This is a genomic window from Micromonospora sp. NPDC047670 (assembly GCF_043204915.1).
Classification (GTDB): domain Bacteria; phylum Actinomycetota; class Actinomycetes; order Mycobacteriales; family Micromonosporaceae; genus Micromonospora.
This window is the reverse complement of the sequence record NZ_JBIDDA010000003.1, coordinates 99,277-123,308: the sequence shown is the minus strand read 5'-3', so window position 1 is coordinate 123,308 and position 24,032 is coordinate 99,277. Positions and strand designations below refer to the sequence as shown.

25 protein-coding genes and 1 tRNA gene are annotated in these 24,032 nt (G+C 74.6%); 14 read left to right on the top strand and 12 right to left on the bottom strand.

The window, feature by feature from the left end; all coding sequences use genetic code 11:
* Positions 1 to 170: 170 nt before the first annotated feature.
* A complete protein-coding gene (locus ACGF7U_RS08590) occupies positions 171 to 2,390 on the bottom strand; it encodes a HelD family protein (protein WP_393105267.1) in 2,220 nt (739 codons plus the stop codon).
* A gap of 259 nt (positions 2,391 to 2,649) precedes the next feature.
* Positions 2,650 to 3,762 carry an outer membrane lipoprotein carrier protein LolA gene (locus ACGF7U_RS08585; protein ID WP_393104424.1) on the bottom strand — a complete coding sequence of 371 codons (1,113 nt, stop codon included), beginning with the start codon at positions 3,760 to 3,762 and terminating at the stop codon, positions 2,650 to 2,652.
* Positions 3,763 to 3,857: 95 nt separating this feature from the next.
* Here ACGF7U_RS08585 and ACGF7U_RS08580 point away from each other — a divergent pair, with 95 nt between their 5' ends.
* Together ACGF7U_RS08580 and ACGF7U_RS08575 are read left to right on the top strand one after the other, a co-directional pair.
* Positions 3,858 to 4,514, top strand: a complete 657-nt coding sequence (locus tag ACGF7U_RS08580; RefSeq protein ID WP_393104422.1) for a response regulator transcription factor — start codon at positions 3,858 to 3,860, stop codon at positions 4,512 to 4,514.
* Between the two features lie 92 nt (positions 4,515 to 4,606).
* Positions 4,607 to 5,989, top strand: coding sequence for an ATP-binding protein (locus ACGF7U_RS08575; protein WP_393105265.1), 1,383 nt, complete (start codon positions 4,607 to 4,609; stop codon positions 5,987 to 5,989).
* Between the two features lie 105 nt (positions 5,990 to 6,094).
* Here ACGF7U_RS08575 and ACGF7U_RS08570 read toward each other — a convergent pair whose 3' ends face one another.
* Both ACGF7U_RS08570 and ACGF7U_RS08565 read right to left on the bottom strand, forming a co-directional pair.
* Complete coding sequence (locus tag ACGF7U_RS08570; RefSeq protein ID WP_393104420.1) at positions 6,095 to 7,672, bottom strand: tetratricopeptide repeat protein; 1,578 nt, start codon at positions 7,670 to 7,672, stop codon at positions 6,095 to 6,097.
* 57 nt (positions 7,673 to 7,729) lie between these two features.
* Positions 7,730 to 8,191 carry a MarR family winged helix-turn-helix transcriptional regulator gene (locus ACGF7U_RS08565; RefSeq protein WP_393105263.1) on the bottom strand — a complete coding sequence of 154 codons (462 nt, stop codon included), beginning with the start codon at positions 8,189 to 8,191 and terminating at the stop codon, positions 7,730 to 7,732.
* Positions 8,192 to 8,241: 50 nt separating this feature from the next.
* Here ACGF7U_RS08565 and ACGF7U_RS08560 point away from each other — a divergent pair, with 50 nt between their 5' ends.
* Both ACGF7U_RS08560 and ACGF7U_RS08555 read left to right on the top strand, forming a co-directional pair.
* Complete coding sequence (locus ACGF7U_RS08560) at positions 8,242 to 8,763, top strand: VOC family protein (protein WP_393104418.1); 522 nt, start codon at positions 8,242 to 8,244, stop codon at positions 8,761 to 8,763.
* Between the two features lie 159 nt (positions 8,764 to 8,922).
* The gene (locus ACGF7U_RS08555; protein WP_393104415.1) at positions 8,923 to 9,819 is read left to right on the top strand and encodes a hypothetical protein; all 897 of its coding nucleotides are present in this window, start codon (positions 8,923 to 8,925) and stop codon (positions 9,817 to 9,819) included.
* 198 nt (positions 9,820 to 10,017) lie between these two features.
* Here ACGF7U_RS08555 and ACGF7U_RS08550 read toward each other — a convergent pair whose 3' ends face one another.
* Complete coding sequence (locus tag ACGF7U_RS08550; RefSeq protein ID WP_007075522.1) at positions 10,018 to 10,197, bottom strand: DUF4236 domain-containing protein; 180 nt, start codon at positions 10,195 to 10,197, stop codon at positions 10,018 to 10,020.
* 243 nt (positions 10,198 to 10,440) lie between these two features.
* Here ACGF7U_RS08550 and ACGF7U_RS08545 point away from each other — a divergent pair, with 243 nt between their 5' ends.
* The 7 genes from ACGF7U_RS08545 to ACGF7U_RS08515 all read left to right on the top strand — a co-directional run bounded on the left by ACGF7U_RS08545 (position 10,441) and on the right by ACGF7U_RS08515 (position 16,105).
* Positions 10,441 to 10,518, top strand: coding sequence for a putative leader peptide (locus tag ACGF7U_RS08545; protein WP_349881247.1), 78 nt, complete (start codon positions 10,441 to 10,443; stop codon positions 10,516 to 10,518).
* Between the two features lie 133 nt (positions 10,519 to 10,651).
* Positions 10,652 to 11,683 (top strand): ABC transporter substrate-binding protein, encoded by a 1,032-nt coding sequence (locus ACGF7U_RS08540; RefSeq protein ID WP_393104413.1) that lies wholly within the window; start codon positions 10,652 to 10,654, stop codon positions 11,681 to 11,683.
* Positions 11,680 to 12,624 (top strand): ABC transporter ATP-binding protein, encoded by a 945-nt coding sequence (locus tag ACGF7U_RS08535; RefSeq protein ID WP_393104411.1) that lies wholly within the window; start codon positions 11,680 to 11,682, stop codon positions 12,622 to 12,624. Before ACGF7U_RS08540 ends, ACGF7U_RS08535 begins: the two co-directional genes overlap by 4 nt.
* A complete protein-coding gene (locus ACGF7U_RS08530; protein ID WP_393104409.1) occupies positions 12,617 to 13,477 on the top strand; it encodes an ABC transporter permease in 861 nt (286 codons plus the stop codon). Before ACGF7U_RS08535 ends, ACGF7U_RS08530 begins: the two co-directional genes overlap by 8 nt.
* A gap of 11 nt (positions 13,478 to 13,488) precedes the next feature.
* On the top strand, positions 13,489 to 14,823 hold the full coding sequence (locus ACGF7U_RS08525) for an LLM class flavin-dependent oxidoreductase (protein WP_393104407.1): 1,335 nt from the start codon (positions 13,489 to 13,491) through the stop codon (positions 14,821 to 14,823).
* On the top strand, positions 14,820 to 15,392 hold the full coding sequence (locus tag ACGF7U_RS08520) for a flavin reductase family protein (protein ID WP_393104405.1): 573 nt from the start codon (positions 14,820 to 14,822) through the stop codon (positions 15,390 to 15,392). Before ACGF7U_RS08525 ends, ACGF7U_RS08520 begins: the two co-directional genes overlap by 4 nt.
* Positions 15,389 to 16,105: a malonic semialdehyde reductase gene (locus tag ACGF7U_RS08515; protein WP_393104403.1), complete on the top strand. Its 717-nt coding sequence runs from the start codon at positions 15,389 to 15,391 to the stop codon at positions 16,103 to 16,105. The genes ACGF7U_RS08520 and ACGF7U_RS08515 overlap by 4 nt, the downstream gene beginning before the upstream one ends.
* A gap of 28 nt (positions 16,106 to 16,133) precedes the next feature.
* On the opposite strand, the gene ACGF7U_RS08510 is transcribed toward ACGF7U_RS08515, so the two are convergent.
* The 3 genes from ACGF7U_RS08510 to ACGF7U_RS08500 are packed head-to-tail and all read right to left on the bottom strand — an operon-like array spanning position 16,134 to position 18,059.
* Complete coding sequence (locus tag ACGF7U_RS08510; protein ID WP_393104401.1) at positions 16,134 to 16,640, bottom strand: GNAT family N-acetyltransferase; 507 nt, start codon at positions 16,638 to 16,640, stop codon at positions 16,134 to 16,136.
* Entirely contained in the window at positions 16,640 to 17,095 is a 456-nt protein-coding gene (locus ACGF7U_RS08505; protein ID WP_393104399.1) for an RrF2 family transcriptional regulator, read from the bottom strand. The genes ACGF7U_RS08510 and ACGF7U_RS08505 overlap by 1 nt, the downstream gene beginning before the upstream one ends.
* Positions 17,096 to 17,102: 7 nt before the next feature.
* Entirely contained in the window at positions 17,103 to 18,059 is a 957-nt protein-coding gene (locus tag ACGF7U_RS08500) for a helix-turn-helix transcriptional regulator (RefSeq protein ID WP_393104397.1), read from the bottom strand.
* A gap of 217 nt (positions 18,060 to 18,276) precedes the next feature.
* Between ACGF7U_RS08500 and ACGF7U_RS08495 the strand changes: the two genes are divergently transcribed.
* On the top strand, positions 18,277 to 19,053 hold the full coding sequence (locus tag ACGF7U_RS08495) for an SDR family oxidoreductase (RefSeq protein WP_393104395.1): 777 nt from the start codon (positions 18,277 to 18,279) through the stop codon (positions 19,051 to 19,053).
* 102 nt (positions 19,054 to 19,155) lie between these two features.
* Here ACGF7U_RS08495 and ACGF7U_RS08490 read toward each other — a convergent pair whose 3' ends face one another.
* The gene (locus tag ACGF7U_RS08490) at positions 19,156 to 19,587 is read right to left on the bottom strand and encodes an SsgA family sporulation/cell division regulator (protein ID WP_007457244.1); all 432 of its coding nucleotides are present in this window, start codon (positions 19,585 to 19,587) and stop codon (positions 19,156 to 19,158) included.
* Between the two features lie 274 nt (positions 19,588 to 19,861).
* On the opposite strand from ACGF7U_RS08490, the gene ACGF7U_RS08485 reads away from it, so the two are divergent.
* Together ACGF7U_RS08485 and ACGF7U_RS08480 are read left to right on the top strand one after the other, a co-directional pair.
* Positions 19,862 to 20,437 carry a TIGR02611 family protein gene (locus ACGF7U_RS08485; RefSeq protein ID WP_393104393.1) on the top strand — a complete coding sequence of 192 codons (576 nt, stop codon included), beginning with the start codon at positions 19,862 to 19,864 and terminating at the stop codon, positions 20,435 to 20,437.
* A gap of 94 nt (positions 20,438 to 20,531) precedes the next feature.
* Positions 20,532 to 20,606 (top strand) — tRNA-Val (locus ACGF7U_RS08480).
* Positions 20,607 to 20,663: 57 nt separating this feature from the next.
* Here ACGF7U_RS08480 and ACGF7U_RS08475 read toward each other — a convergent pair.
* Genes ACGF7U_RS08475 through ACGF7U_RS08465 form a run of 3 tightly spaced genes read right to left on the bottom strand, consistent with a single transcriptional unit; the run spans position 20,664 to position 23,922 of the window.
* Complete coding sequence (locus ACGF7U_RS08475) at positions 20,664 to 21,881, bottom strand: tyrosine-type recombinase/integrase (protein WP_393104391.1); 1,218 nt, start codon at positions 21,879 to 21,881, stop codon at positions 20,664 to 20,666.
* The gene (locus tag ACGF7U_RS08470; protein ID WP_393104389.1) at positions 21,881 to 22,168 is read right to left on the bottom strand and encodes a helix-turn-helix domain-containing protein; all 288 of its coding nucleotides are present in this window, start codon (positions 22,166 to 22,168) and stop codon (positions 21,881 to 21,883) included. Before ACGF7U_RS08470 ends, ACGF7U_RS08475 begins: the two co-directional genes overlap by 1 nt.
* Positions 22,168 to 23,922, bottom strand: coding sequence for a replication initiator (locus ACGF7U_RS08465; RefSeq protein WP_393104387.1), 1,755 nt, complete (start codon positions 23,920 to 23,922; stop codon positions 22,168 to 22,170). The genes ACGF7U_RS08470 and ACGF7U_RS08465 overlap by 1 nt, the downstream gene beginning before the upstream one ends.
* Between the last annotated feature and the right edge of the window lie 110 nt (positions 23,923 to 24,032).

Here is a 24,032-nt window from a genome sequence, read left to right as displayed (position 1 = left end):
GCCGCCCCCCCCCCCGGGGCGCCCCCCCCCGCCCCCCGGCCCCCCCCCCCGCGGGGGGCCCCACCACCGGGGCGGCGGGCCGGGCGGGGGGGGGGGGGCGGCGGGGGGGGGGGGGGGGGGGGGGGCCCCCCCCCCCCCCGACCTGGCCTGGCCGCTGCCCGGGCGGGCGTTCAGGCCGGGCGGAGGATGCCCAGGCGTTGGGTGGCGCGGGTGAGCGCGACGTAGAGGTCGCTGCGACCGCGGGGGGACTCGGCCACGATGCCGTCGGGGTCGACCAGCAGGACCGAGTCGAACTCGAGCCCCTTGGCCTGGGCGACGGTGAGCACCACCACCCGGCTCTCCAGCTCCGGGTGCTCGCCGACGGCCGCCTCGGGCAGGGCGGCGGTGAGCGCGGCGCCCAGCTCGTCGACCCGGCCGGCCGGCACGATCACCCCGAGCCGGCCGTCGTCCAGGCCCGCCGCCTCCCGGGTCGTCGCGTCGACCACCTCCGCCGCCAGCCGCTCCGGCGCCACCGCGCGGTCCCACGGCGGCACCCCGCTGGAGCGTACGGAGCGGGGCGGGCGCAGCGCGGGGTCGATTCCGGCGAGCACGTCGGCGGCGACCGCCATGATCTCGGACGGCGTGCGGTAGCTGACGGTCAGCTCCTCCAGCCGCCACCGCTGCGCCACGTACGGCTCCAGCGCGTCGGCCCAGGACGGCGTGCCGGCCAGCGCGCCCGTCTGCGCCACGTCCCCGACGATGGTCATCGAACGGCTCGGGCAGCGGCGCATCAGCAGCCGCCACGCCATCGGCGACAGCTCCTGCGCCTCGTCCACGATCACGTGCCCGAACGCCCACCGCCGGTCGGCCGCGGCCCGCTGGGCGGTGGTCAACCGGTCCGCCTCCTCCTGCCGCTCCAGCAGCCGGTCGGCGTCGATCAGGTCGGTCACGCCGAGGATCTCACCGCCGTCGGCCTCGTCCTCGACGTCGATGGACCGGGAGCCCCGGGCGATCTCCAGCACGCCCTCGGCGTACTCCCGCTGCATGGCCCGGATCCGCTCCCGGCGCGCGGCGGCGGCCCGCTCGTCCTCGCCGAGCAGCTCGGCCGCCTCGTCCAGCAGCGGCACGTCGGCCGGCGTCCAGCCGCCCGGCTCGCGGTGCAGCAGGGCCCGCTCGGCGTCGGTGAGCATGGGCGCGGCGGCGGTGATCCGATCCGGGGAGGCGTACAGGTCGGCGAGCAGGCGCTGCGGGGTGAGCACCGGCCAGAGCCGGTCCAGGGCCGCCCGCACCTCGGGCTCCTCGCGCAGCTCCCGGCGGATCTCGGCGACGTCGGCCTCGTCGAGCAGGTTCTCCCCGCCCAGCGGGTCCGCGCCGATCCGCTCGGCGACCTGGGCCGCGAGCGCGTGGATGATCTCGATGTCGAACAACGCCCGGGCCAGGTTGTGCGGCCGGTCGGCGCGGCGGGCCCGGTCCCGGGCGGCGCGGACGGTCTCCGGGTCGAGCCGGAGCGCCTCCTGCTGCGGCAGCTCGATCTCCAGCGGCTCGTCGGGCACCCACTGCCGGTCCCGTACGGCGGCGGCCAGCACGTCGGCCATCACCGCGCGGCCCTTGAGCGCGGCGGCCTCCGCGGTCTCGGCGCGTCGGGCGCTGACCCCGGGGAACAGGTCGCCCTGCGTACGCAGCAGCACGCCCGTCTCGGCCAGCGCCGGGAGCACCTGGGAGATGTAGCGCAGGAACGTCGCGTTCGGGCCGACCAGCAGCACGCCCCGGGTGGAGAGCTGCTGCCGGTGGGTGTAGAGCAGGTACGCCGCGCGGTGCAGCGCCACCGCCGTCTTGCCGGTGCCCGGACCGCCCTGCACCACGAGCACGCCCGGCAGGTCGGCGCGGATGATCCGGTCCTGCTCGGCCTGGATGGTCTCCACGATGTCGCGCATCCGGCCGGTCCGGCCGGCGTTGAGCGCGGCGAGCAGCGACGCCTCGCCGGTCAGCTCCTCGTGCGCGGTCGGGGAGGCGGTGGCCAGGTCCAGCACCTCGTCGTCGAGCGCGACCACCTTGCGCTCGCGGGTGCGCAGGTGCCGGCGACGACGCACCCCCTGCGGGTTGGCGGCGGTGGCGAGGTAGAAGGCGCGGGCGGCCGGGGCCCGCCAGTCCATCAGCAGCGGGTCGTAGTCGCCGCTGGTGTCGAAGATGCCGATCCGGCCGATGTAGTGGGGGCCGCCCTCGTCGGTGTCGAGGCGGCCGAAACAGAGGCCGTTCTCCACCGCGGCGAACTGCTCGACCTGCTCGGCGTACATCCGCACGGAGCTGTCGCGCTGGGAACGGGCCTGGAGGGTGCCGCCGGTCGCCCGCAGCTCCTCCGCCAGCCGACGGGACGCCTGCTCACGCAGCCCGTCCAGCCGCCCGTAGAGCATCGAGACGTATTCCTGTTCGCGGCCGATCTCGTCATCGGGCTGCAATTCCCCGGAATCGCCGGAATGCCTTGACAAGCCGTCTCCCAATTAGTTAGTATCTCTCTCGGAACGGCTATTGAGAGCCGTTCCTTTTTGTTGCCTGAACTGAGAAAGATACCGCGCGCCGGCCGTCCGGACCAAGCGCGCCGGGCCATGCCGCGAGCAACCGCACACGCGATCGGGGGCCCGCCGTGCGGCGGACCCCCGACAGGTCGACTGTTCAGCCCCTGGCCACCTCGTAGAGCCGCTCCGGGGTCACCGCCCCGGCGATCAGCCGGCCGTCGTCGGTGAGCAGCACGCTGAACAGCTTCCCGGTGAACAGCCGTCCGCTGCCCCAGTCGCCGCTGACCGCCGGCAGCGCGCCGAGCAACGCCGCCGCCTCGCCGGCCCCGTCACGTCCGGCGCCGGTCGCCGGCGCCCCGCCCCGGCCGGCGGGCGTGCCGGCGCCGTCGAGGCGTGCCACCACCACGGTGGCCCAGCTCTCGCCGACGGCACGCACGTCCGGGCGCTGGCCGTCCGCCCGCTTCTCGCGGGCGCCGCCCGGGCGCTCCCCGAAGGTCTCCTCGGTCACCTTCGCCCCCGGCGGCGGGTTGAAGGTGAACTGGTCGGCGTCCGGCCGGGCGTACGACACCTGGGTGAAGGCCATTTCGAAGGCCGGCTGGTCGCTGCCGTCGGCGAAGACCTCGAAGCGCAGTGGCACGTGCTCGCGCGCGTCGATGGCGATGCGCACCTGGTGCACCAGCGAGGCGGCGTCCCGCGGCGCGAGCACCAGCTCGTACGCGTCCCGCCCGGCGACCGTGGCGGACCGGCCGACGCTCACCTCGGTGCTCGGGTCGATCGCGGCGAGGGCCTGGCCGGCCGCCTCCTGCGGGGTGGCCGGCAGCTCCGGGGCCCGGGCCTCGCCGTCGCCGGCCGGCAGGGTGCGGTGGGTGGCCGTGTTGGTCCGACTGTTCCAGGTCCAGACGTCCCGGCCGTTGCGGATGACGTCCTGCTCGCCGAGGGTGTCCAGCAGGGCGACCCGCTGCCGGTCCGGGCCGGAGTGCCAGACGCGCAGCGTGTGCGTACCGGTCAGCAAACCGGTCAGGCTGTCGCCGCCGACCAGCCCCGCCAGCGGCGGCAGGCCCAGGTCGGCGCGCTGCACGACCGTGCCGGAGAGCCCCTCCAGCCGGGAGGTCTGCAGGTCGACCAGGAGTTGGGCGGCGGTGCGCGGTGGCAGGCTCGGCTCGGCCTGGGCGGCGAACGTGCCGAGCGCGGCACCGCCGCCGATGACGGTCGCGACGGCGGTCACCGGGACCAGCCACCGCAGGACGGGACGGCTCTTCAGGACGGACATGTGGCACCTCCTGGTGGACATCCTGCCCGCTCGACCCTGTGAGCGTGCTGAGGACGGCGGTACGACCCTCGGCGCGCGGGTGGCACCCTTGACCCGTGCGGTTGCTGGTGGTGGAGGACGAGTCGCGGCTGGCGTCCGCCCTGCAACGGGGGTTGCAGGCCGAGGGGTTCGCGGTGGACGTGGCGGCGACCGGCCCGGCGGGCCTCGACGCGGCCCGGCACGGCGGGTACGACGCGATGATCCTCGACGTGATGCTGCCCGGCCTCTCCGGCTACGAGCTGATCCGCCGGCTGCGCGCCGAGGAGCACTGGCTCCCGGTGCTCATGCTCTCGGCCAAGGACGGCGAGTACGACCAGGCCGACGGGCTGGACTGCGGGGCCGACGACTACCTCACCAAGCCCTTCTCGTACGTGGTGCTGCTGGCCCGGCTGCGGGCCCTGCTGCGCCGCGGCGCGCCCGAACGGCCGACGGTGCTCGCGGTCGGCGACCTGCGGCTCGACCCGGCCCGGCGGCGGGTGACCCGCGCCGACGCCGAGGTGGCGCTGACCGCCCGCGAGTTCGCGCTGCTGGACTACCTGATGCGCCGCCCCGGCGAGGTGGTCTCCAAGGTCGAGCTGCTGGACCACGTCTGGGACGCCAGCGACGAGACGGCGCCCAACGCGGTCGAGGTCTACGTCGGATACCTGCGGCGCAAGATCGGCCGGGAGCGCCTGGAGACCGTCCGGGGTGCCGGCTACCGGCTCGCCACATGACGGGCGCCGGAGGGGGTCCCTCCGCCCGTCTCCGGAAGGGTTCCCTGCTCGCGCGTCGGCTGCGGGCCGCGCTGGGGCTGCGCGGGCGGCTGATGGTGGTCGGGGTGCTCGGCGTCTCGCTGGGGCTGGCCGTCGGCGGGCTGGTCGTGCTCGGCGTCCTCGGCTGGGCGCTGCAACGCGCCGTCGACACCGAGGCGTTCCGGACCGCCGACGCGGTCGCGCTGCTGGCCGCCGAGGACGCCCTGCCCGATCCGCTGCCGGTGGCCGGGGGACAGGTCCGGGTGCAGGTGATCGACGCGCAGGGGCGGGTGCGGGCCGCCTCGATCGACGCCGACCGGCTGGTGCCGATGGTCCCGCCCGACCGGCTCGACGCCGGCGCGCGGCAGCGGCTGACGGTGTCGGGGGAGCGGATCGAGCTGGCCGGGCCGGTCCGGGTGGTGGTCGTACCGGCCGGCACCGCCGGCGACCCGCTCACCGTGCTGGTGGCCCGCTCGCTGGCGGACGCGCGGCACAGCACGCACGTCGTCCGGACCATCCTGCTGGTGAGCTTCCCGCTGCTGGTGGGTGTGCTCGCCGCCGTCGCCTGGCGGGTGGTCGGGGCCACCCTGCGCCCCGTGGAGACGCTGCGCCGGGGCGCCGAGGAGATCACCGGGCGGGACGGGGGCGGGCGGCTGCCCGTACCGGCGTCGCAGGACGAGATCCACCGGCTGGCGGTCACCCTCAACGGCATGCTGCGCCGGCTGGAGTCGGCCCGGGACCGGCAACGGGCGTTCGTCGCCGACGCCGCCCACGAGCTGCGCAGCCCGCTGGCGAACATCCGTACGGAGCTGGAGGTGGCCCGGCGGCTGGCCGACCGCACCGACTGGACGGCGGTGACGGCGAACCTGCTCGCCGACACCGAGCGGCTCAGCCGGCTCGTCGACGACCTGCTGCTGCTGACCCGGCTCGACGAGCGCCCGCCGGCGCGGGCCACCGGTCCCGTCGAGCTGGGTGCGTTGCTGGCGGCGGTGGCCGGCCGCTACCCGTCGCCGCCGGTGCGCCTCGACCCGCCGGCGATGCCGCTGTGGACCGAGGGCGACCCCGACGAGCTGCGCCGGGTCCTGGCGAACCTCGTCGACAACGCGGTCCGGCACGCGCGGGGCGAGGTGGTGCTGGCCGCGGGGCCGCCGGACGCCCCGGAGGACGCGGGCCGCGAGAGCGCGGGCGGGACCGGCGCGGCGGCGTACCACCTCGTGACGGTGACCGACGACGGGCCGGGGATCCCGGCCGCGGACCGGGAGCGGGTCTTCGGCAGGTTCACCCGGCTCGACGACGCGCGGGCGCGCGACGACGGCGGGGCCGGTCTCGGCCTGGCCATCGTGCGGGAACTGGTCCGCCGGGCCGGCGGGCGCATCGAGCTGACCGACGCCCACCCCGGCCCGGGGCTGCGGGTGCGCCTGTTACTGCCGGCCCTGGCCGACCCGGAGCGGCCCTGACCGCAACGGCCCACGGTCGCCGTCGCGACGGACGCGGTCGGCCCGTCGCCGTCCCGCTGCACCCGGCCCACCGGTCGCCGTCGCGTGACACGTGGGCCGGCCCGGTCAGGGGCGGTTGGTGCAGACCTCCGGCGCCCGCGCGATCGTGTCGGTGGACCACACGACGGCGACGGTGAAGCAGTAGTCGGTGCTGCGGTTCAGCCCGTAGACGACGAAGTCGGTGGTGCCGGCGGGCAGGTTGGCGAACGCCGTCTGCGCCTGGCCGACCCGACCGCCGGAGATGACCACGGGGCCCTCGCCGCCGGCGGGGTAGGTCCAGCGCAGCGCCACGTTGTCCCGGTTGTCGCGCAGTGTCACGCCGCCCGGCGGGGCGCCGGGCGAGGCCGCCGCCCCGGCCGTCGGCCCGGCGGCGGGCGGACCGACCGTGGCGGCCGACGGTCCGGCGCCGGCCGGCGCCGAGGCCGGCGCGCCGGTCGCGGCGGGGGACGCCGGCTGGTCGTCGCCGTCCATCCCGGCGACCCCGGCGATCACGGCCGCCGTGCCGAGCAGCACCACCGCGACGCCGCCCACGATGAGGGGCAGCAGCCGGTTGTCCCGCCCGCTCGGCGCGCGGTGTACCGGCACGGGCAGCAGGCGCGACGGCTCGTACGGCTCCTCGGGCGCGCCGTGCTGGCGGACGCGGTGCACCCCGTCGGCCTCCGCGGTGGCGCCCCCGGCCAGGGGCACTACCGACGGCGGCACGGCGCTGTCGGCGGGCTGCTCCCCGGCCGCCGGCTCCGGGGGCCACCAGCCCCGTGGCGGGTCCTCCGTCGGCTGCCGGGGCGTCGGCACCGAATGCGGGTGCTCGTACGGGTCCGGCTCGTACGGGTCCGCACCGGCGGGACGGTAGCCCGGCTGCGAGGGGTGGTAGGCCGTGGGCGCGTCGCCGGGGGGCGGAGTGCGCGCGGAGGGCACGATCGGACCGTCCCGGTCGACGGGCGCGGTGTCGGCGCAGACGTGGTCCGGGTTGGCCGCCGCCCGGGCCAGCGCCGCCACCTGCGCCGCCAGCGGGTCGTCGGCCGGGAGGTGCTGCCGGCAGAGCTCCTTCGCCAGCGCCAGGTTGTCGTGCGCCTCGGCGAACTGCCCGCAGTCGCGCTGCATGGCCCCGAGCCGGGCCAGCATCTTGATGCCGCTGGGATGCCCGTCGCCGTATACCTCGCGGTGCAGCTCCCAGGCGTCCTGGAGCCGGTCGCGGGCCACCTGGCACTGGCCGCGCGCGTACTCCACGGTGGCCAGGTCGGCGTGGGCGGCGAGGACCCGCAGCGACTCCGGGCCGTCCAGCGCGGTCAGCTCGATGATCACTTCCTGGTAGAGCCGGGCGGCGCGGGACCAGCTCCCGACCCGGTGCAACACCGCCGCGAGGGTGGCCGCGGCGGCCACCGTGCGCTGGTCGGAGCGCCCGTGCAGCCGGGACGTGGCCGCGTACGCGAAGGCGGCCCAGCCGCGGGCGGAGTGCGGTTCGCCGAGGGCGACCAGCACGCGGGCCTGGAGGCTGGCGGCCTCGGCCAGCTCGGGCGTCGCGTTGGCCGGGCGCGGGTCGGCGTCGGTCAGCGCGTCGGCGAGCAGCCGCTGGGCGCCGGCGAGGTCGCCGGCGGACACCAGATGGTGCGCCTGGTCAGTCAGTTCCCCGAAGCCGGAAGGCACGCCCCATCGTGCTCATCCGACGACGGTAAGTACAAGACCCGGACCGGGGTGGATTGGTCAGGATCCGGTCAGGTGGTCGACGAGCGCCTCGCTGATCCGGCGCAACTGGTCCACCTGGGCCGGGCTCAGCGCGTCGAAGAGGTGCCGGCGCACCCCCTCGACGTGGCCGGGCGCGGCGGCGGCGAGGGTGGCGAAGCCCTCGTCGGTCAGGACGGCGATCTGGCCGCGCCGGTCCGTCGGGCACTCCTCGCGGCGCACCCAGCCGGCCGCCTCCAGCCTGGCCACGGCGTGGGAGAGCCGGCTGCGCGAGGAACCGCTCGCGTCGGCCAGGTCGCTCATCCGCAGCCGCCGCTCCGGGGCCTCGGAGAGCCGGACCAGGATCTCGTAGTAGGCGTGCGGCATCCCGGCGTCGTGTTGCAGCTCGCGGTCGAGCGTCTCCATCAGCGCCCGGGAGGCGGTCAGGAACGCACGCCAGGTGCGCTGCTCGTCCGGGTCCAGCCAGCGGGTCATGACCACCATCATACGCGAGATAGTTGAAGGCTCAACAAATACGCGCTAGCGTCGGTGGCATGGGAATCCACCGCCTCAACCACGCCGTGCTCTACGTCAGCGACCTCGCCCGCAGCGTCGCCTTCTACCGCGACGTGCTCGGCTTCCGCCCGGTGGCGATGACCCCGGACGGCTTCCGGGGCGCCACCTTCCTCCAGGCTCCCGGCTCCACCAACGACCACGACCTCGGCCTCTTCGAGATCGGCGCCGGCGCCGGCCGCTCCACCGCGGGCCGCGGCGCCGTCGGCCTCTACCACCTGGCCTGGGAGGTCGACACCCTCGACGAGCTGGCCGTCACCGCCCAGCGACTCGTCGCCGCCGGAGCCCTGGTCGGCACCTCCGACCACGGCACCACCAAGAGCCTCTACGGGCAGGACCCGGACGGCCTGGAGTTCGAGATCGTCTGGCTGGTGCCCGCCGACCGGCTCGACGACGCCGCGCTTGCCGCCCGCAAGCGGATCGGCCGGCTCGACCTGGACGCCGAGCGGCGCCGCTACGGCGGCCAGACCCGCGGCGGGGTGGGCATCTCCGTCCCGGCCTGAGCCGTCCGGCGGCACCGTCCGCCGGGCCTTCCCGGTGGGGTCCGCCGCCGGGGCCGGCTCCTGCCGGCTGCCGGCCGGGCCCGTCGGGTCGGCCCGGCCCGGGTCGTCCGCGCCCGGACAGCGGCGCGCGTGCGGGGCGGCGTGCGGTAGAACGGCACCATGCCGACCGACGCCGTCCTGCGCGAGCTGCTCGTCCGACACCTGGAAGCCTGGCTGCCGGGGGCGCTGCACCGCGCCCGCCGGGCCACCGTCGCCCTGGCGTACGCCGACGGCGGCGCCGACTCCGCCGAGGCCGCGCTGCGGGCGGTCGCCGAGTACGCCGACCGGCTGCGCGGCCGTCAGCTCACCGTGCTGGTGCTCGCCGACGGCACCGCCGAGCTGCCGGCCCGGCTCGGCGCCGCGCAGGCGGGCCTGCCGGCGGAGGTCGCCGTGCACGTGGTGCCCGGCGGGCCCGCCCGACTGCCGGTGGCGGTCAAGGCGGCCGGCGCGGCGGGCGCGCCCCTGCTGTCGTACGTGGACGGTCCCGCCGACCCGGCCGCGCTGACCGCCACGGCGGTTGGCAGGCCGGCCGAGGCGCTGTTCGTCACCGCCGCCGGCACGCCCGCCCGGGACGCCCTCGCCGACGCCGGCTTCCCGCTGGCGACCGAGGTGGAGCTGGTGCCCGCCGACGGCGCGCCCGCACGGCTGCTCTCCTTCGCGACCGGGTCCGACAAGAGCCTGGAGGCGTTCAAGGAGGCGCTGTGGGCGGTCGACGGGTTCGCCGGGGTCCGCTACCGCGACCCGGCCGATCCGGCCGGACGGCTGCTCGACATCGCCCTGACCCCCGAGCCCGGCCCGCTGCGCCGGGAACTGCTGGCCGAGCTGGCGCGTTCCGGCCCCCGTACGGTCACCGAGCTGCGCCGGTACGCCCTCACCGCGACCGTCTACCGGTCTGCCGACGCCGTCCGGGCGCTGACCGGGCTGCTCGGGACGGGGGAGGTGACCCGCGACCCGGAGCACGGCCGGCTCGGCGGGGACGTGCTCATCACCGGCCCGGACGCGCGACCGGCGGGCTGACCGCCGGCGAGCCGGGCGGAAGTGCCCCCGGGTCGGCCGCGACCTGAGGCGCGGCCGGGATGCCGGCGGCCCTCCCGCGCGATCGTCGCCGCAGTCCCCGGCGCGCCGGGTCGACTCCTTCCCGCCGTCGCCGACGGGCCCCGGAACGCCGAGCGGGGTGCCGGTGGATCCACCGGCACCCCGCTCGACCTCGGGACGTCACGCCCGGGACTTGTCCTGCTTCCAGGACAGCGGTCCCGGCAGGTCGACCCGGTGCGCCTTGGCGCGGGAGTTCCAGGACCAGCGACCGATCTTGATGCTCCAGGACGAGAAGCCGTTCTCGGTGAAGTTCAGGATGATCGGGCCGTACTTCTTGCGCTTGCGGAACATCAGACCCATCGCGGGCTCCCTTCGATTCCCTTCCCTGCCCTGACGGAATCGAACATGCCCGGATCGCCGATTCGCGAAACCCGACCCGGTCCGTCGTGGACGGCCCCGGCGGGCCGAAAACTCCTATCAATCAGGTAGGTGTTTCGGGGCTATGAACGCTGGTGTGGGCGCCGCGTAACGAATGCAGCGACGCCGATCTCATCTTCTGGAAGGACATTGACCGGTCGGTCCACCCGCCGGCAGCATGGGGCCATGTCGCAGCGGGACGAGCTCCTTCTCACCGCTCGCGTGCACGTCGACCTGGTCCGGCACGCGAGCGCGCTCTGTTGAGCTGACCCCGGTTCCACCGGCCCGGTCCACCGCGCAGCTTCCCCCGCCCGTCCGCTCGACGCGGAGCGGCGTGCCTCTTCGCCCCTCGCGGGGCCTCCTCCACTCGATCGTGGACAGATCAGGAGACACCTCCATGGCTTCACCCCGTCGTGTCCTTCCGCGTGCCCTCGCCGCCCTGACCGCGCTGGCGCTCCTCGCCCCCGCCGGTTGCGGCGGCGGCGCAGCGGCCGGCTCCGCACCGACCACCGAACTGCGCTACCAGGGCTCCGCCGGGCAGGTGACCCTGCCCGAACTCGCCGCCGACCTCGGCTACCTCGGCGACGTCCGGCTCAACTGGATCGGCAACGTCACCGGCGGCCCGCAGGACATCCAGGCCACCGCCACCGGGCAGAGCGACTTCGGCGGCGCGTTCAACGGCGCCATCGTCAAGCTCGCCGCCGCCAACGCCCCGATCACCGCCGTCATCAGCTACTACGGCTCCGACGCCCAGAGCTTCCAGGGCTACTACGTGCCCGACGACAGCCCGATCCGCGGCCCCCGCGACCTGGTCGGCCGGAAGGTCGGCATGAACACGCTCGGCGCGCACGCCGAGGCCGTGCTCAAGACGTGGCTGTCCCGCGGCGGCCTCAGCGCCGAGGAGATCGCCCAGGTGGAGCTGGTCGCGCTGCCGCCGGTCAACATCGAGCAGTCGCTGCGCCAGAGGCAGATCGACGTCGCCGTGCTCGGCGGGGTGATCCGCGACAAGGCCGTCGCGAACGGCGGCATCCGCACGATCTTCACCGACTTCGAGCTGCTGGGCGCGTTCAGCGCTGGCGCCTACGTCTTCCGCGACGACTTCATCCGGCGCAACCCGGCGACGGTGAAGGCGTTCGTCGCCGGCGTCGGCCGGGCCATCGAGTGGGCCCGCAGTCAGCCCAGGGAGACCGTGGTGGCCCGCTTCGAGTCGATCATCGCCAAGCGCGGCCGCAACGAGGACCCGTCGCTGGTGCGGCACTGGAAGAGCAGCGGCGTCGCCGGCCGGGGCGGGGTCATCACCGACCAGGAGTTCGCCACCTGGATCGACTGGCTGGCCGCCGAGGGCGAGCTCAAGGGGGACAAGCCGAGACCCGGCGACGTCTACACCAACGAGTACAACCCCTTCGCCGCCGGAGGTGCGGCGGCATGAGCACCGACAAGATCCTCTTCGACCGGGTGACGAAGACCTTCCCGGTCCGCGCCGGCCGGCGCGCGTCCGCCGGCGCGGTCACCGCGCTGGACCAGGTCACCCTCGGCGTACGCGCCGGCGAGTTCCTGGTCGTCGTCGGGCCCAGCGGCTGCGGCAAGTCCACCCTGCTCGACCTGCTCGGCGGGCTGTCCCGGCCCACCGGTGGGCAGGTGCTGGTCGACGGCCGGCCGGTCACCGGGCCCGGCCTGGACCGTGGCATCGTCTTCCAGCAGTACGCGCTGCTGCCCTGGCGCACCGCCGCCGGCAACGTCGCGTTCGGACTGGAGGCCAAGGGCGTGCCCCGCGCCGAACGCGCCGACCTGATCGCGCACCACCTGGAGCTGGTCGGGCTCACCGGGTTCGCCGAGCGCTACCCGCACGAACTCTCCGGCGGCATGAAGCAGCGGGTCGCCATCGCCCGCAGCCTCGCGTACGACCCGGACATCCTGCTGATGGACGAGCCGTTCGCCGCCCTCGACGCGCAGACCCGCGACTCGTTGCAGGACGAGCTGCTGCGGATCTGGGAGCGCACCGGCAAGACGATCGTGTTCATCACGCACGGCATCGACGAGGCGGTCCACCTGGGCCAGCGGGTCGCGGTGATGACCTCCCGGCCGGGCCGGATCAAGCAGGTCATCGACATCGACCTCGGCGACCGCACCGCCGTGGAGGACGTCCGCTCCTCCGACGCCTTCCGCCACCACCGGCACCAGATCTGGACCCTGCTGCGCGACGAGGTCCGCGCCGCGCAGGCCGCCGAAGGCCGCGCCGCGCGCGCCGCCCAGGTCCGCGCCGCGCGGAGCGTCGCAGGCCGCGCCGCGCAGGCCGCCGACGGGCGCACCGCACCGACCGATCCCGCCGCCGGCCCGGCGACCCGACCCGAGGAGGCCCGCGTTGGTTGACGTCGTCGAGCGGCCCGCCCGCGTGGTGGCCCCGACCGCCGCGCCGGCGGAGCCCGCCACCCCGAGCGGCCCGCTGCCCGGCCGGCTGCTCGGCCTCGGCCGCCGGGTGCTGCACCGCACCGCCGCGCTGGCCCTGCTCGCCGCGCTCTGGGAACTCGTGCCCCGGGCCGGCCTGGTCGACCGGGTCTTCCTGCCACCGCTGTCGGAGGTGCTGGTCGGCTGGACGGAGCTGCTGCGCACGGGGCAGCTCGCCGAGCACGTCGGCGCCAGCCTGACCCGGTCGTTGACCGGGCTGGGCCTCGCCGTGCTCACCGCCGTCCCGCTCGGCCTGCTGATCGGCTGGTACCGGCCGCTGGCCGACCTGCTCAGCCCGCTGCTGGAGGTGTTCCGCAACACCGCCGCGCTGGCCCTGCTGCCGGTCTTCGTGCTCATTCTCGGGCTGGGGGAGACCTCGAAGATCGCGCTGGTGCTCTACGCCTGCTCGTGGCCCATCCTGCTGAACACGATCGCCGGGGTGAAGGGCGTCGACCCGCTGCTGGTGCGCTCGGCCCGGTCCATGGGGCTGAACCACCTGCGGCTGTTCCAGAAGGTGATCCTGCCGGCCGCGGTGCCGACCATCTTCACCGGCGTCCGGTTGGCCGGGGCGTACTCGATCCTCGTGCTGGTCGCGGCCGAGATGGTGGGGGCCAAGGCCGGGCTCGGCTACCTCATCAACTACGCGCAGTACAACTTCGCCATCCCCGACATGTACTCCGGGATCATCACGATCTCCGCCATCGGCCTGCTGGTCAACCAGCTCCTCGTCGCCCTCGAACGCCGCTTCTCCACCTGGCGCGTCGACGTCTCCGCCTGAGAGGACCTCCCATGCCCCGCACCCTGCACCTCAACGCGTTCCTGATGGGCGTCGGCCACCACGAGGCGGCCTGGCGGCACCCGCGCACCGACCCCCGACGGGTCACCGACGTGCGGCACTTCCAGGAGTTGGCCCGCATCGCCGAACGCGGCACCCTCGACTCGCTCTTCCTCGCCGACGGGCTCTCCGTCGGCCCGAACCCCCGGCACAACATCCAGGCGGTCTTCGAGCCGCTGACCCTGCTCGCCGCGCTGGCCACGGTGACCGAGCACATCGGCCTGATCGCCACGGTCTCCACCACCTACAACGAGCCGTTCCACGTGGCCCGCAAGTTCGCCTCGCTGGACCACCTCTCCGGCGGCCGGGCCGGCTGGAACATCGTCACCTCGGCCCAGACGCGGGAGGCGTGGAACTTCAACCTCGACGAACACCCGGCCCACGCCGACCGCTACCGGCGGGCGGCCGAGTTCGTCGACGTGACGATCAAGCTCTGGGACAGCTGGGAGGACGAGGCGCTGCTCTTCGACGCCGCGGGCGGCGTCTTCGCCGACACCGACCGGGTGCACGAGGTCGCCCACCGCGGGCCGGAGTTCCAGGTCCGCGGCCCGCTCAACGTCCCCCGTCCGCCGCAGGGCCGGCCGCTGCTGGTGCAGGCCGGCTCGTCCGCCGACGGCGTGGCCTTCGCCGCCCGGTACGCCGAGGCGGTCTTCACCGCCCAGCAGACCCTCGCCGACGGGCAGGCCTTCTACGCCGGGCTGAAGCGCCAGGTGGCCGCCGCCGGACGGGACCCCGAGCAGGTGAAGGTCCTGCCCGGTATCGCCCCGGTGCTCGGCGGCACCGAGGCGGAGGCGCGCGCCCTGGCCGCCGAGCTGGAGGAGCTGATCGTCCCGGACCACGCCCTCGCGCAGCTCTCCGGCATGCTCGGCCTGGACCTGACCGGCCTCCCGCTGGACGGGCCCGTGCCGGAGCTGCCCGACGCCGGCACGGTGCAGGCCCACCAGAGCCGCTACCAGCTCGTCGCCGACATCGTCCGGCGCGAGCGGCCCACCATCCGGCAGCTGATCGGCCGGCTCGGCGGCGGCCGGGGTCACCGGGTGGTGGCCGGCACCCCCGAGCAGGTCGCCGACCAGATCGAACTCTGGTTCACCCAGGGCGCCGCCGACGGCTTCAACGTCATGCCGCCGCTGCTCCCCGTCGGGCTGGCCGACTTCGTCGACCACGTGGTGCCGCTGCTGCGCGCCCGGGGCCTGTTCCGGCACGAGTACGCGGGCCGCACGCTGCGCGAGCACTACGGACTGCCCCGTCCCGTCAGCACCTACGCCGCCCCGACGCTGGTGCCGGCGTGACCACCGTGGAGCGTCCCCGGGCGGACGCCGCCGACCTGCTACCGGTGGACCGGGACCTGTTCCGGGCGCTGCTGCGCCGGCAGGCCGCGACGGTCACCGTGGTCACCGCCGTCGCCCCGGGCACCGTGGAGCCGGCCTGCCTCGGCGGCCTGGGCGAGCCCGTCCGGGCCGGGTTCACCGCCACGTCGTTCACCTCGGTCTCGCTGGATCCGCCGCTGGTCTCGTTCTGCCTCGGCGTCGCCTCGTCGAGCTGGCCGGTGCTCGTCCGGGCCGAGCACGTCGCCGTGCACCTGCTCGGCGCCGGCCAGCGGGAGGCCGCCCGGGTCTTCGCCACCAGCGGGCTGGACCGGTTCGCCGCGTACCCGCACTGGACGCCGGGGCCGTTCGGGGTGCCGCTGCTGACCGGAGCGCTGGCCCGGCTGCTCTGCCGGGTCGTGCACCGGGTGCCGGCCGGCGACCACGCCCTCTTCGTCGCCGAGCCGCTCGCCCTCGGCGGCGGCGAGGACGGAGATCCGCTGGTCTACCACCGGGGCGGGTACACCAGCGCGGGCCCGGCGGTGTCGGCGTGACCGGATCGGCCGCGCCCGACGTACGGCGGCCGTCCGCCGCGCCGCCCGCGAGCGGCGTGGTGCCGCCGGGCGGGGCGTCGGCGGGCGGCGCGGTGGGGGCGGGCCCGCCGACACCCGGCGGGGAGCCGCTCGCGCTGGACCGGGCCGCCCAGGACCTGCTCTTCCGGGCGGCCCGCACGGCCGACGCCTTCACCGACGAGCCGGTGACCGACGCCCAGGTCACGGCGATCCACGAACTGGTGCGGTACGGGCCGACCGCGCTCAACGGCCAGCCGCTGCGGATCCTGCTGCTCCGCTCGGCAGCCGCCCGGGCCCGCCTGCTGCCGCACGTCTCGGGCGGCAACCGGGCGAAGACGGCGGCCGCGCCGCTGGTGGCGGTGCTCGCCGCCGACGTGGACTTCCACGAGCGGCTGCCGGAGCTGTTCCCGCACCGGCCGCGCGCCCGCGACTGGCTCGGCGACCGGGCGGAGCGCGCCGCGCAGGCCCGGTTCAACGCCACCCTCCAGATCGGCTACCTGGTGGTCGGCGTACGGGCGGCGGGGCTGGCCGCCGGCCCGATGGCCGGCTTCGACGCGGCCGGCGTGCAACGGGAGTTCTTCCCCGACGGCCGGCACGAGGTGCTGCTGCTGATGAACATCGGCCGCCCGGGCCCGGACGCGCGGCGCGACCGCCTGCCCCGCCTGCACGCCCGGGAGGTGATCACCACGCTGTGACGCCCCGGGGGCGCCGGAGCGGCCGGGCTCAGGGGCGGTGCACGACGAGGACGCGGGTGACGCTGCCGTCGTCCTCGGCGATGTCCCGCTCGTGGACGAAGCCGAGCTTGCCGAGCAGCGCCAGCGAGGCGTGGTTGGCGTCGGCGACCGTCGCGTACATCCGGGGCAGGCCGAGCGTGTCGAAGCCGTACCGGACCAGGGCACGGGCCAGTTCGGTGCCGAGGCCGGCGCCCCAGGCGGGCTTCGCCAGCGCGTAGACGATCTCGTGGCCGTCGACCTGGTCGGTCCGCTTGATCTCGGCGTGCCCGACGTAGCGGCCGTCGCGGCGGACCGCCCAGACGTCGAAGAGGTCGTTCGCGTACACCTTGGTGAAGACCCGCCCGAAGAGCGCGCCGGCCTCGTCGGCCGCCATGGGCCCGTCGCCCATGAACCGGCCCACCTCGGCGTCGGTGAAGAGGGCGACGAAGTCTTCGGCGTCGTCGGGCCGGTACGGCTCCACCAGCAGGCGGTCGGTGCGCAGGACGGGGGTGGGCATCAGCGCGGCTCCCAGGCGTCGGGCAGGGCGGTCAACCTACGCACGTGGGCGGGCAGCCGGCCACTGATTATCTCCGCGAGGCTCACCTCGTCGACCACCCGGCGCACGGCGGCCCGCACCGCGACCCAGAGCCCGGGCAGGTGCTCCGCCGCGCCCTCGTAGCTGGTCTCCTCCGGGCGCAGGCCACGGACCCCGGCCAGCGGGCCCTCCACCGCGCGCAGCACCGCGCCGACGGTCACCTCCCGCGGCGGCCGGGCGAGCGTGTAGCCGCCCTCGGCGCCACGCTGCGCCCGGACGATGCCGGCCCGCCGCAGGTCGGCCAGCACCGCCTCCAGGAACTTGCGCGGCATGTCCTGCTCCGCCGCGATGGCCTGGGTCGAGAGCAATCGGGGGTACGCGGTGGCCAGGCTCAGCGCCGCCCGTACCGCGTAGTCGCCGCGCGCGGAGATCTGCACCCCGTCATCATGCCCGGCCGGGGCCGTCGACCGCGTCGGCGGGCGGACGGGGCCGGACGACCGGGCCCGGGGCCGGCCGCTCCCGCGCGGCACGGAACGCGCCCGGGCTCATCCCGACCTCCCGGGTGAAGAACCGGCCGAAGTTCGTCGGCTCGGAGAAGCCGAGCCGCCGCCCGATCCGGGCGATCGGCTCGTCGGTGGCCGCCAGCAGTCGGCTCGCCTGCAGGGCCACCCGCTCGTCGACGACCTGCTTGGCGCTGCGCCCCGTCACCGCCAGGCAGGCCCGGGTGAGCGTGCGCACCGAGCACCCCAACCGGGCAGCGTAGTCCTCGACCCGGCGGGTGTGCTGGTAGCCGCGCTCGACCTCCCGACAGAACCGGTGGAAGGTGGCCACCTCCGCCCGAGGCGCCGGGCGGGGACGCTCGGGCACCACGTCCGGGCGGGGGCGCTCGCCCACCGGGCCCGGACGGGGGCGTTCGGGCGCCAGGGACAGCCGGAGCAGCAGCACGGCGAGCTGGTGGCGGAGCAGGCCGCGCGCCGCGGCCATCCCGTGGTGCCGCTGGCAGTCCACGGCCAGTTGGCTGACCTCGTTGATCACCGCGTCCTCGTCCTCGCCGGCGAGCTGGATCCAGGCCGGTACGGAGTCGGGCTCGACGTCGAGCCCGCGCAGCGCGTCGGCGTCCCAGCGCACCACCGTCGCGTCGAGGTGCGGGCCGGCGCAGCGCAGCACCTGACCGGCGCGCACCCGCAGCAGCGTGCCGGGCCGGCAGGGCAGCACGCGGAAATCCAGTTCGGCGGTGCCGTGTCCGCCGGTGGTCAGCACCAGCAGGTCCCGATCGAGGAGCACCGGACGACGCCAGCCGGGGTCGGACGCGAGGTCACCGAGGGTGAGCGTGTCGATCTCGGCGGGGACGGTCGCGTGGGCGGCGAGCGGCGCGGGGGAGAGCTGACCGGAAGAGACCATCGCCTGCGACGGTAGCCCGAGGCGACGACCATTGCATCCCGAGGCCACCCGCAAAGCTGCCCGTGGGCGGGGCGGGCGGGGGTTGTCGAGATCGTCGGGGGCGGGCTACGTTACCGGGCGGTAGCGCCGTCCGGTCGCGGCACGCCCACCGCCGGTCCGCATCGGCCGGGCCGGCCGTGTCGCCCGGCGGCCCCGGCCGACTCGCGATGGGATGGGCATGACGGATCTGTTCTCGGTCGAAGGCAAGACGGTCCTGGTCACCGGCGGCTCGCGGGGGATCGGCCTGATGATCGCCCAGGGCTTCGTCCGGGCCGGCGCGCACGTGATCATCTCGTCGCGCAAGGCCGACGTGTGCGAGGCCGTGGCCAAGGAACTCGCCACCGAGGGGCGCTGCGAGGCCATCCCCGCCGACCTCGGGCACGACGCGGGCGCCGAGGGACTCGCCGCCGCCGTCCGGGAGCGCGTCGACCGGCTCGACGTGCTGGTCAACAATGCCGGCGCGACCTGGGGCGCGCCGCTGGAGTCGTACCCGGAGAGCGCGTTCGACAAGCTCTGGGCGGTCAACGTCAAGGCCGTCTTCCGGCTCACCACCGCGCTGCTGCCCGCGCTGCGCGCGTCCGCCAGCGCCGACGACCCGGCCCGCGTGATCAACATCGGCTCCGTCGACGGCATCCGGGTGCCGTTCATGGAGGTGTACGCGTACTCGGCGACCAAGGCCGCCGTGCACATGCTCACCCGCAGCCTGGCCCACCAGCTCGCCGGCGAGCAGATCACGGTCAACGCGATCGCGCCGGGACCGTTCGAGAGCAAGATGATGGCGTTCGCGCTGGACGACCCCGCGTCCCGGGCCGCCATCGAGGGGCAGGTGCCGCTCGGGCGGATCGGCCGCCCGGAGGACATGGCCGGCACCGCGATCTACCTGTCGTCGCGCGCCGGGGCGTACCTCACCGGCGCCGTGATCCCGGTCGACGGCGGCATCACCACCCACGGCTGAGCCCGGCGACGGGCGGGAGGCTGCCCGCGTACCCCTGGTGGGCCGGAGCCGCGCGGACTCGGCAGATCCGCGCGGCCCCGGTCGGCCGGTCTTGCCGGTGTGTCAGCGGCCGGCGAGCAGCCGGTTGACCGCGGTGTCGACGTCCAGGTGCTCGGCCTCGCGGCCGCGCGGAACGACGACGTAGGTCCGCCGCAGGAAGCGCACCAGGACGCTGCGCGGCACCTCGAAGAGAGCGTTGCCGTCGGGCGACGACAGCGCCAGCGCGACGAAGTCCCCGCGCGGGGTGGCCCAGGGCCAGACCCGCACGTCGCCGATGCCGGCCGGCTCGTCGAGGCCGGTGACCAGCAGCTCGCGGGCGAAGGACCAACTGACCGCCTCGCCGCCGGCCGATTCGGCATGGAACAGGACATGGACCGCATACGGATCAGCAGGGTCGTAACGCAGACTGGCACGCACCGGCAAGGCGGTGGCGTCAGGTGCGACGAGCCTTAGCGACGTCTCGACCTCTACGGTCGTCGGTCGGATGACACTCATGGACGATCTCCCCCCGGCACCGCTGCGGAACGCGCGTGTCCCGCTTTTCCCATACTCAGGTGCTACTCCTGGCTACGCTCCGCCATACGCTGACTTCACCCAGTGGTGGGAAGGGGGTCGGAAAGTCCGCGTGAATGTGAGGATTCATGTAGGGTTTTCCGGTTCTGCCCAGTGCGTGATCCCGCCCGGCATCGGGTGGTTCAGTCGTCGACTTACTCCGGTAACGTCCAGTCGACGGTTGCAGTGACGGGCGCGAGCCACACTGGGGGAGGAAATGGTCACGAAACGATCCTCAGTGGATCCCATGGCCGCGCCGGGCGGGCCGAAAGTCGCGGTCCGGGCAACCGAAAAGCGGGGGTACGGAGTGCCGATGGAGCAGCACGACCGGCCCGGTCGGCCGCCGGCCGACCGGGGTGGCACCAACGGGACGGCGCTGGCCGAACGGCGCCCGCGACCGCGCTGGCGGCAGCGGCTGGCCACCACCCTCGACCTGATCCGGGCCAACCCGACCGGCCGGGTCGCCCTCAAGATCTTCATCGCCATCGCCGGCGCCCTCGTGGTGACCATCGGCATCGCCCTCATCCCGCTGCCCGGGCCGGGCTGGCTGCTGGTGATCGCCGGCCTCGGCATCTGGGCCGTCGAGTTCCACTGGGCCCGCAGGCTGCTCGCCTTCACCCGCCGCCACGTGCACAACTGGACGCAATGGGTGAAGGGCCGGTCGCTGGGCGTGCGCTTCGTGCTGGGCAGCGTCGGCCTGGTCTTCGTCGGCACGGTGGTCTGGCTGTCGCTGAAGTACAGCTTCGGCATCGACGTCGTCGCCGAGGCGCTGCACTACCTGGCGACGCACTGACGCGCGGCTCCGGGGAGCCGCCCGGCCGCCTCGCGGCACGCGGACCCCGGATTTCCGGTCCGGTCCCTCGATCAGGTAGAGTCATCGGCGCTGAGGGCGATTAGCTCAGCGGGAGAGCGCTTCGTTCACACCGAAGAGGTCACTGGTTCGATCCCAGTATCGCCCACCATCGAAGTAGCGCAGAAGAGCCACCCTCGGAAGAGGGTGGCTCTTGCTGATTCCATCGTCAGTCGTCGTTGGGCGTCAGCAGATCGTCAGCGAACGCCTCGCGGATGCGTTGATCCCGCCCGTCGGAGCGGTGGGTGTAGAGGTTCAGGGTTGTCGACGGTTTCTCGTGGCCCATCACGCCCTGGACGTCGTTGACCGGCACGCCGCGCGACACCAGCTCGGTGGCGTACGAGTGCCGCAGGTCGTGAAAGCGCAGCCCGCCCGGCGCCATCTTCGCCACGTGCGCCACCGCCTCCCGCTCGGTGGTGAACTCCGCCGTCCACTCGACGCCCTCGGGGTCGAGCCAGGCCGCACGCCACTTGAAGTGCCCGATCCGACTCACGTTCCCGAGCAGGCCGGCACGGACCAGCGACGGCCGCCAGACCCGAGCGCGGAACAACGTCCGGCGTAGCGGGCCAGCGGACGAGTTGGTGAAGACCTCGCCGCGGGGACCGGCGGGGAAGACGTCGCGATGGGCCGTCAGCAGCTCGACCGCGAAGTCTGGCACCGGGACGGTACGCCGACCTGCCCGCGACTTCGGATAGGGCTTGCTGGTGACGGTGCCGGCGACCTCGACGGCGACCCGAACGACCTCGACCGTCTTCCTGGTCAGGTCGAGCGAATCCCAGCGGAGCCCGGTGCACTCGCCCCAACGCAGCCCGGTGCCGCCGGCAAGCGCGACCAGGGCGCGGTACCGGTCAGGCACGGCCGGCAGGAGTTTGGCGACCAGATCAGCGCGGGACAGGACGTGTCCGTCGGTGTCCTTCCTGCGGCGCGCCGGCACCTTGACGCCCTCACACGGGTTGGTGCCGATGAGCCGGTCACGGACGGCGGAACGAAGGACAGCCGAGAGCAGTCGGAAGCACTCCGCCACCGTGGCGGGCGAGCGTCGCGCGCTGAGCTCCGTCACCCAGGTCTGTACGGCAAGGTGATCGATCCGGTGCAGTGGCACATCGGACCAGCGCGGGAGCACGTGCGTTCGCAGGATCGAGGCATCCCGCGCCTTCGTGGTGAGTTCGTCGTTGCGCGACTCCCGCCACCGTTCCGCGTATTTCCCGAACGGCAGTCGACCGGCGTGTGGATCGACGTACCCGCCCCGCGCGATGGCGGTTTCCGTCTCGGCGAGAAAGGAGGCCGCCTGACGCCTGGTCGGAAAGGTCTTGGCCTTTTGCCGGCCGCTCGCGTCCCGCCAGTTGGCCCGGAAAGTGCCCGCAGGCGTCTTGATGATGTGTCCCATTAGGCCCAGCCCTCCGGGTCGTTGGTCGGCTGCTCGGTGCATTCGTCGAGCCAGGCGTGGAATCGCTTCTTGGGGATGACCCAGCGTCCGCCGAGCTTGCGGGCGGGTATCTCGCCTTCGCGGACCAGGGCGTAGGTGCTGCCGAGGGAGAGCGAGAGCAGTCGGGCGACCTCGCGGACGGAGTAGACGGCCCGGCTGTCGGCCATGCGCAGCAGGCGGCCGGGGGCGTCGGGTTCAGTGGTGGAGGGACGGGGACGGTCGGTGAGGGAGACGACGGAGCGTTGCATCATTCCTCCGGTTCAGCGGGTGGCGGGACGGACGGCGTGTTGGTGTCGGTGGTGGCGGCACGGTCTCTGGCGGCGAGCAGTGCGGCCTTCCACTGAGCGCGTTGAGACAGCGCCCGAAGCAGGCGGTGTTGCAGGGGTGGGATGTCGGGGTCGTCCGGCCGAGCCATCTCCCAGGCGTAGGCGGGCGCGTCGTCCTGGTCGACGGAGTCGGCGTCGGCGTCGTCGGCACCGGTGCTGACGCCGAGGAGCTTGCGGACCCAGGCACGCGCGTCGGCGCGGTGGTCAGCGAGGGTTTTTCCGGACCAGTCGCGCGAGACGAGGATGCGCCGGCCGCCGATGCCGAGGGTGGCCCGTTGGTGGACCTTGCCCTTGCAGCGTCCGGCTTGCAGGCGGCCGTGTGCCTTCTTCGGTTGGATGCCGTAGAGCAGCCAGTTGGCGCACCGCTCGTTGCACGGCGTGATGCGCAGTTGGTGCCAGAGCCGGTCGAGGTGGTCGCGCTGCCGGTCCGTCTCGGCCTTGTGGCAGTCGGCGGCGCTCTTGGTGATGTACTTCGTGATGTAGCCGATGGTCCGGTCGGCGTGCACGGTGCCGGGGGTGACGCCTTCGGCGTGGACCTGGCGGCCGAAACGCACGACGTGCACGGGTTGGGCGTCGGGGTCGGCGTCGAGCAGGTCCAGGGCGTCAGCCCACGTGGTCAGTGGCTCTCGGGTGTCGGGGTCTACCCAGGCGTCGGCGTCGTTGTCCCACACCGGCAGCCGGTCCAGCGAGTACACCAGCTCGTCAGCCGGGGGCCACCAGACTTGGTGGTAGGTGGCGGCGGCGACCTGCCGCAGCATGGCGCGGGGGATGGTGCCGCGGATGGCGAAGTGCGCGTGCGGTGCCAGGCGCCGCTGCGGCTCGACGCAGCCGGCGTATTGGACGTTCCAGCCGACGCACCGCCTGAGGTTCTGCCAGAACCGATCGAGCAGCCGGGCGAAGTGCACCGCATCCCAGGCAGCCCGCCGGTAGTCGTACGAGCCGGGGTCAACCGGCGTGCCGTCAGGCAGTACCCGGCCATACGAGTCGAGGGTGAGCGACAGCCACATCGACGGACGGTGCTGCGTGCCGTCGGGGGCGGTGTAGACCTTCCCGACCGTGCGTGGCTCGACCTTCTTACGGGGCAGGTCCGGGGCGTCCTGGCGCCGTTTGGTGGACCGCTTGCGCCGGCCGCTGTCGGTGTCGTCGTCGTGGGGTGGGGCGACCTGTCCGCGCATTCCTTCGGCGGCGATGGCTTCCTCTACCTCCGCGATGGCCTGATCGATGCCGGGCACCTGGTCGAACTGGGCGGAGCGCTGTGCCTCGTCACGGGCGAATTCCAGGTGCGCCCGCAGCAGCACCAACTCTCGCTGCGCATCGGTGGCGGGGTTGGCGCCGGCCGGGTTGGGTTCGTCGGCACGGTGCCAGCCCTCCCGGATCTGGGTCTGCCGTAGCCGGCGGGCACGCTTGGCGCAGGGAGAGCACTTGTCCTCGCGGGTGCTGCCGCAGGGCAGGTCGATGACTTCGGTCTGTCCGGTGTGCAGGTCGGTGCGGCGCAGGGTGACCGGGCGCAGGCACACGCCGTACTCCGCGGCCATCTCCTTGAGCACCTGCCGGGACATGGGCAGGGCGAGGCGTGCGGCACGGGAGCCAGGCGCCGGCGGGGCAGCCGCGGCCGGGGTCGGTTCGGTAGCGGTGGCGGTGTCGGGGGTGAGGCCGGGCAGGGTCGGGGCGGTCAACGGGTCACCTCCGGTAGCTCGAACAGGGTGGGTTGGGTGTCACCGATCGGGGTGGTGCGGGTCGGTCCGAGGCGGCCGGCCCAGCGGTGGGCGGCTTGTTGTTGGCGGGG

Bases quoted from the DNA above. Each gene is read 5' to 3' on its own strand.
- ACGF7U_RS08500 (WP_393104397.1), bottom strand. From the start codon at position 18,059: ATGGTCTCTTCCGGTCAGCTCTCCCCCGCGCCGCTCGCCGCCCACGCG.
- ACGF7U_RS08560 (WP_393104418.1), top strand. From the start codon at position 8,242: ATGGGAATCCACCGCCTCAACCACGCCGTGCTCTACGTCAGCGACCTC.
- ACGF7U_RS08475 (WP_393104391.1), bottom strand. From the start codon at position 21,881: ATGGGACACATCATCAAGACGCCTGCGGGCACTTTCCGGGCCAACTGG.
- ACGF7U_RS08555 (WP_393104415.1), top strand. From the start codon at position 8,923: ATGCCGACCGACGCCGTCCTGCGCGAGCTGCTCGTCCGACACCTGGAA.
- ACGF7U_RS08585 (WP_393104424.1), bottom strand. From the start codon at position 3,762: ATGTCCGTCCTGAAGAGCCGTCCCGTCCTGCGGTGGCTGGTCCCGGTG.
- ACGF7U_RS08540 (WP_393104413.1), top strand. From the start codon at position 10,652: ATGGCTTCACCCCGTCGTGTCCTTCCGCGTGCCCTCGCCGCCCTGACC.
- ACGF7U_RS08485 (WP_393104393.1), top strand. From the start codon at position 19,862: ATGGTCACGAAACGATCCTCAGTGGATCCCATGGCCGCGCCGGGCGGG.
- ACGF7U_RS08495 (WP_393104395.1), top strand. From the start codon at position 18,277: ATGACGGATCTGTTCTCGGTCGAAGGCAAGACGGTCCTGGTCACCGGC.
- ACGF7U_RS08550 (WP_007075522.1), bottom strand. From the start codon at position 10,197: ATGGGTCTGATGTTCCGCAAGCGCAAGAAGTACGGCCCGATCATCCTG.
- ACGF7U_RS08575 (WP_393105265.1), top strand. From the start codon at position 4,607: ATGGTGGTCGGGGTGCTCGGCGTCTCGCTGGGGCTGGCCGTCGGCGGG.
- ACGF7U_RS08590 (WP_393105267.1), bottom strand. From the start codon at position 2,390: ATGCTCTACGGGCGGCTGGACGGGCTGCGTGAGCAGGCGTCCCGTCGG.
- ACGF7U_RS08535 (WP_393104411.1), top strand. From the start codon at position 11,680: ATGAGCACCGACAAGATCCTCTTCGACCGGGTGACGAAGACCTTCCCG.
- ACGF7U_RS08470 (WP_393104389.1), bottom strand. From the start codon at position 22,168: ATGCAACGCTCCGTCGTCTCCCTCACCGACCGTCCCCGTCCCTCCACC.
- ACGF7U_RS08510 (WP_393104401.1), bottom strand. From the start codon at position 16,640: ATGCCCACCCCCGTCCTGCGCACCGACCGCCTGCTGGTGGAGCCGTAC.
- ACGF7U_RS08490 (WP_007457244.1), bottom strand. From the start codon at position 19,587: ATGAGTGTCATCCGACCGACGACCGTAGAGGTCGAGACGTCGCTAAGG.
- ACGF7U_RS08545 (WP_349881247.1), top strand. From the start codon at position 10,441: ATGTCGCAGCGGGACGAGCTCCTTCTCACCGCTCGCGTGCACGTCGAC.
- ACGF7U_RS08565 (WP_393105263.1), bottom strand. From the start codon at position 8,191: ATGGTGGTCATGACCCGCTGGCTGGACCCGGACGAGCAGCGCACCTGG.
- ACGF7U_RS08525 (WP_393104407.1), top strand. From the start codon at position 13,489: ATGCCCCGCACCCTGCACCTCAACGCGTTCCTGATGGGCGTCGGCCAC.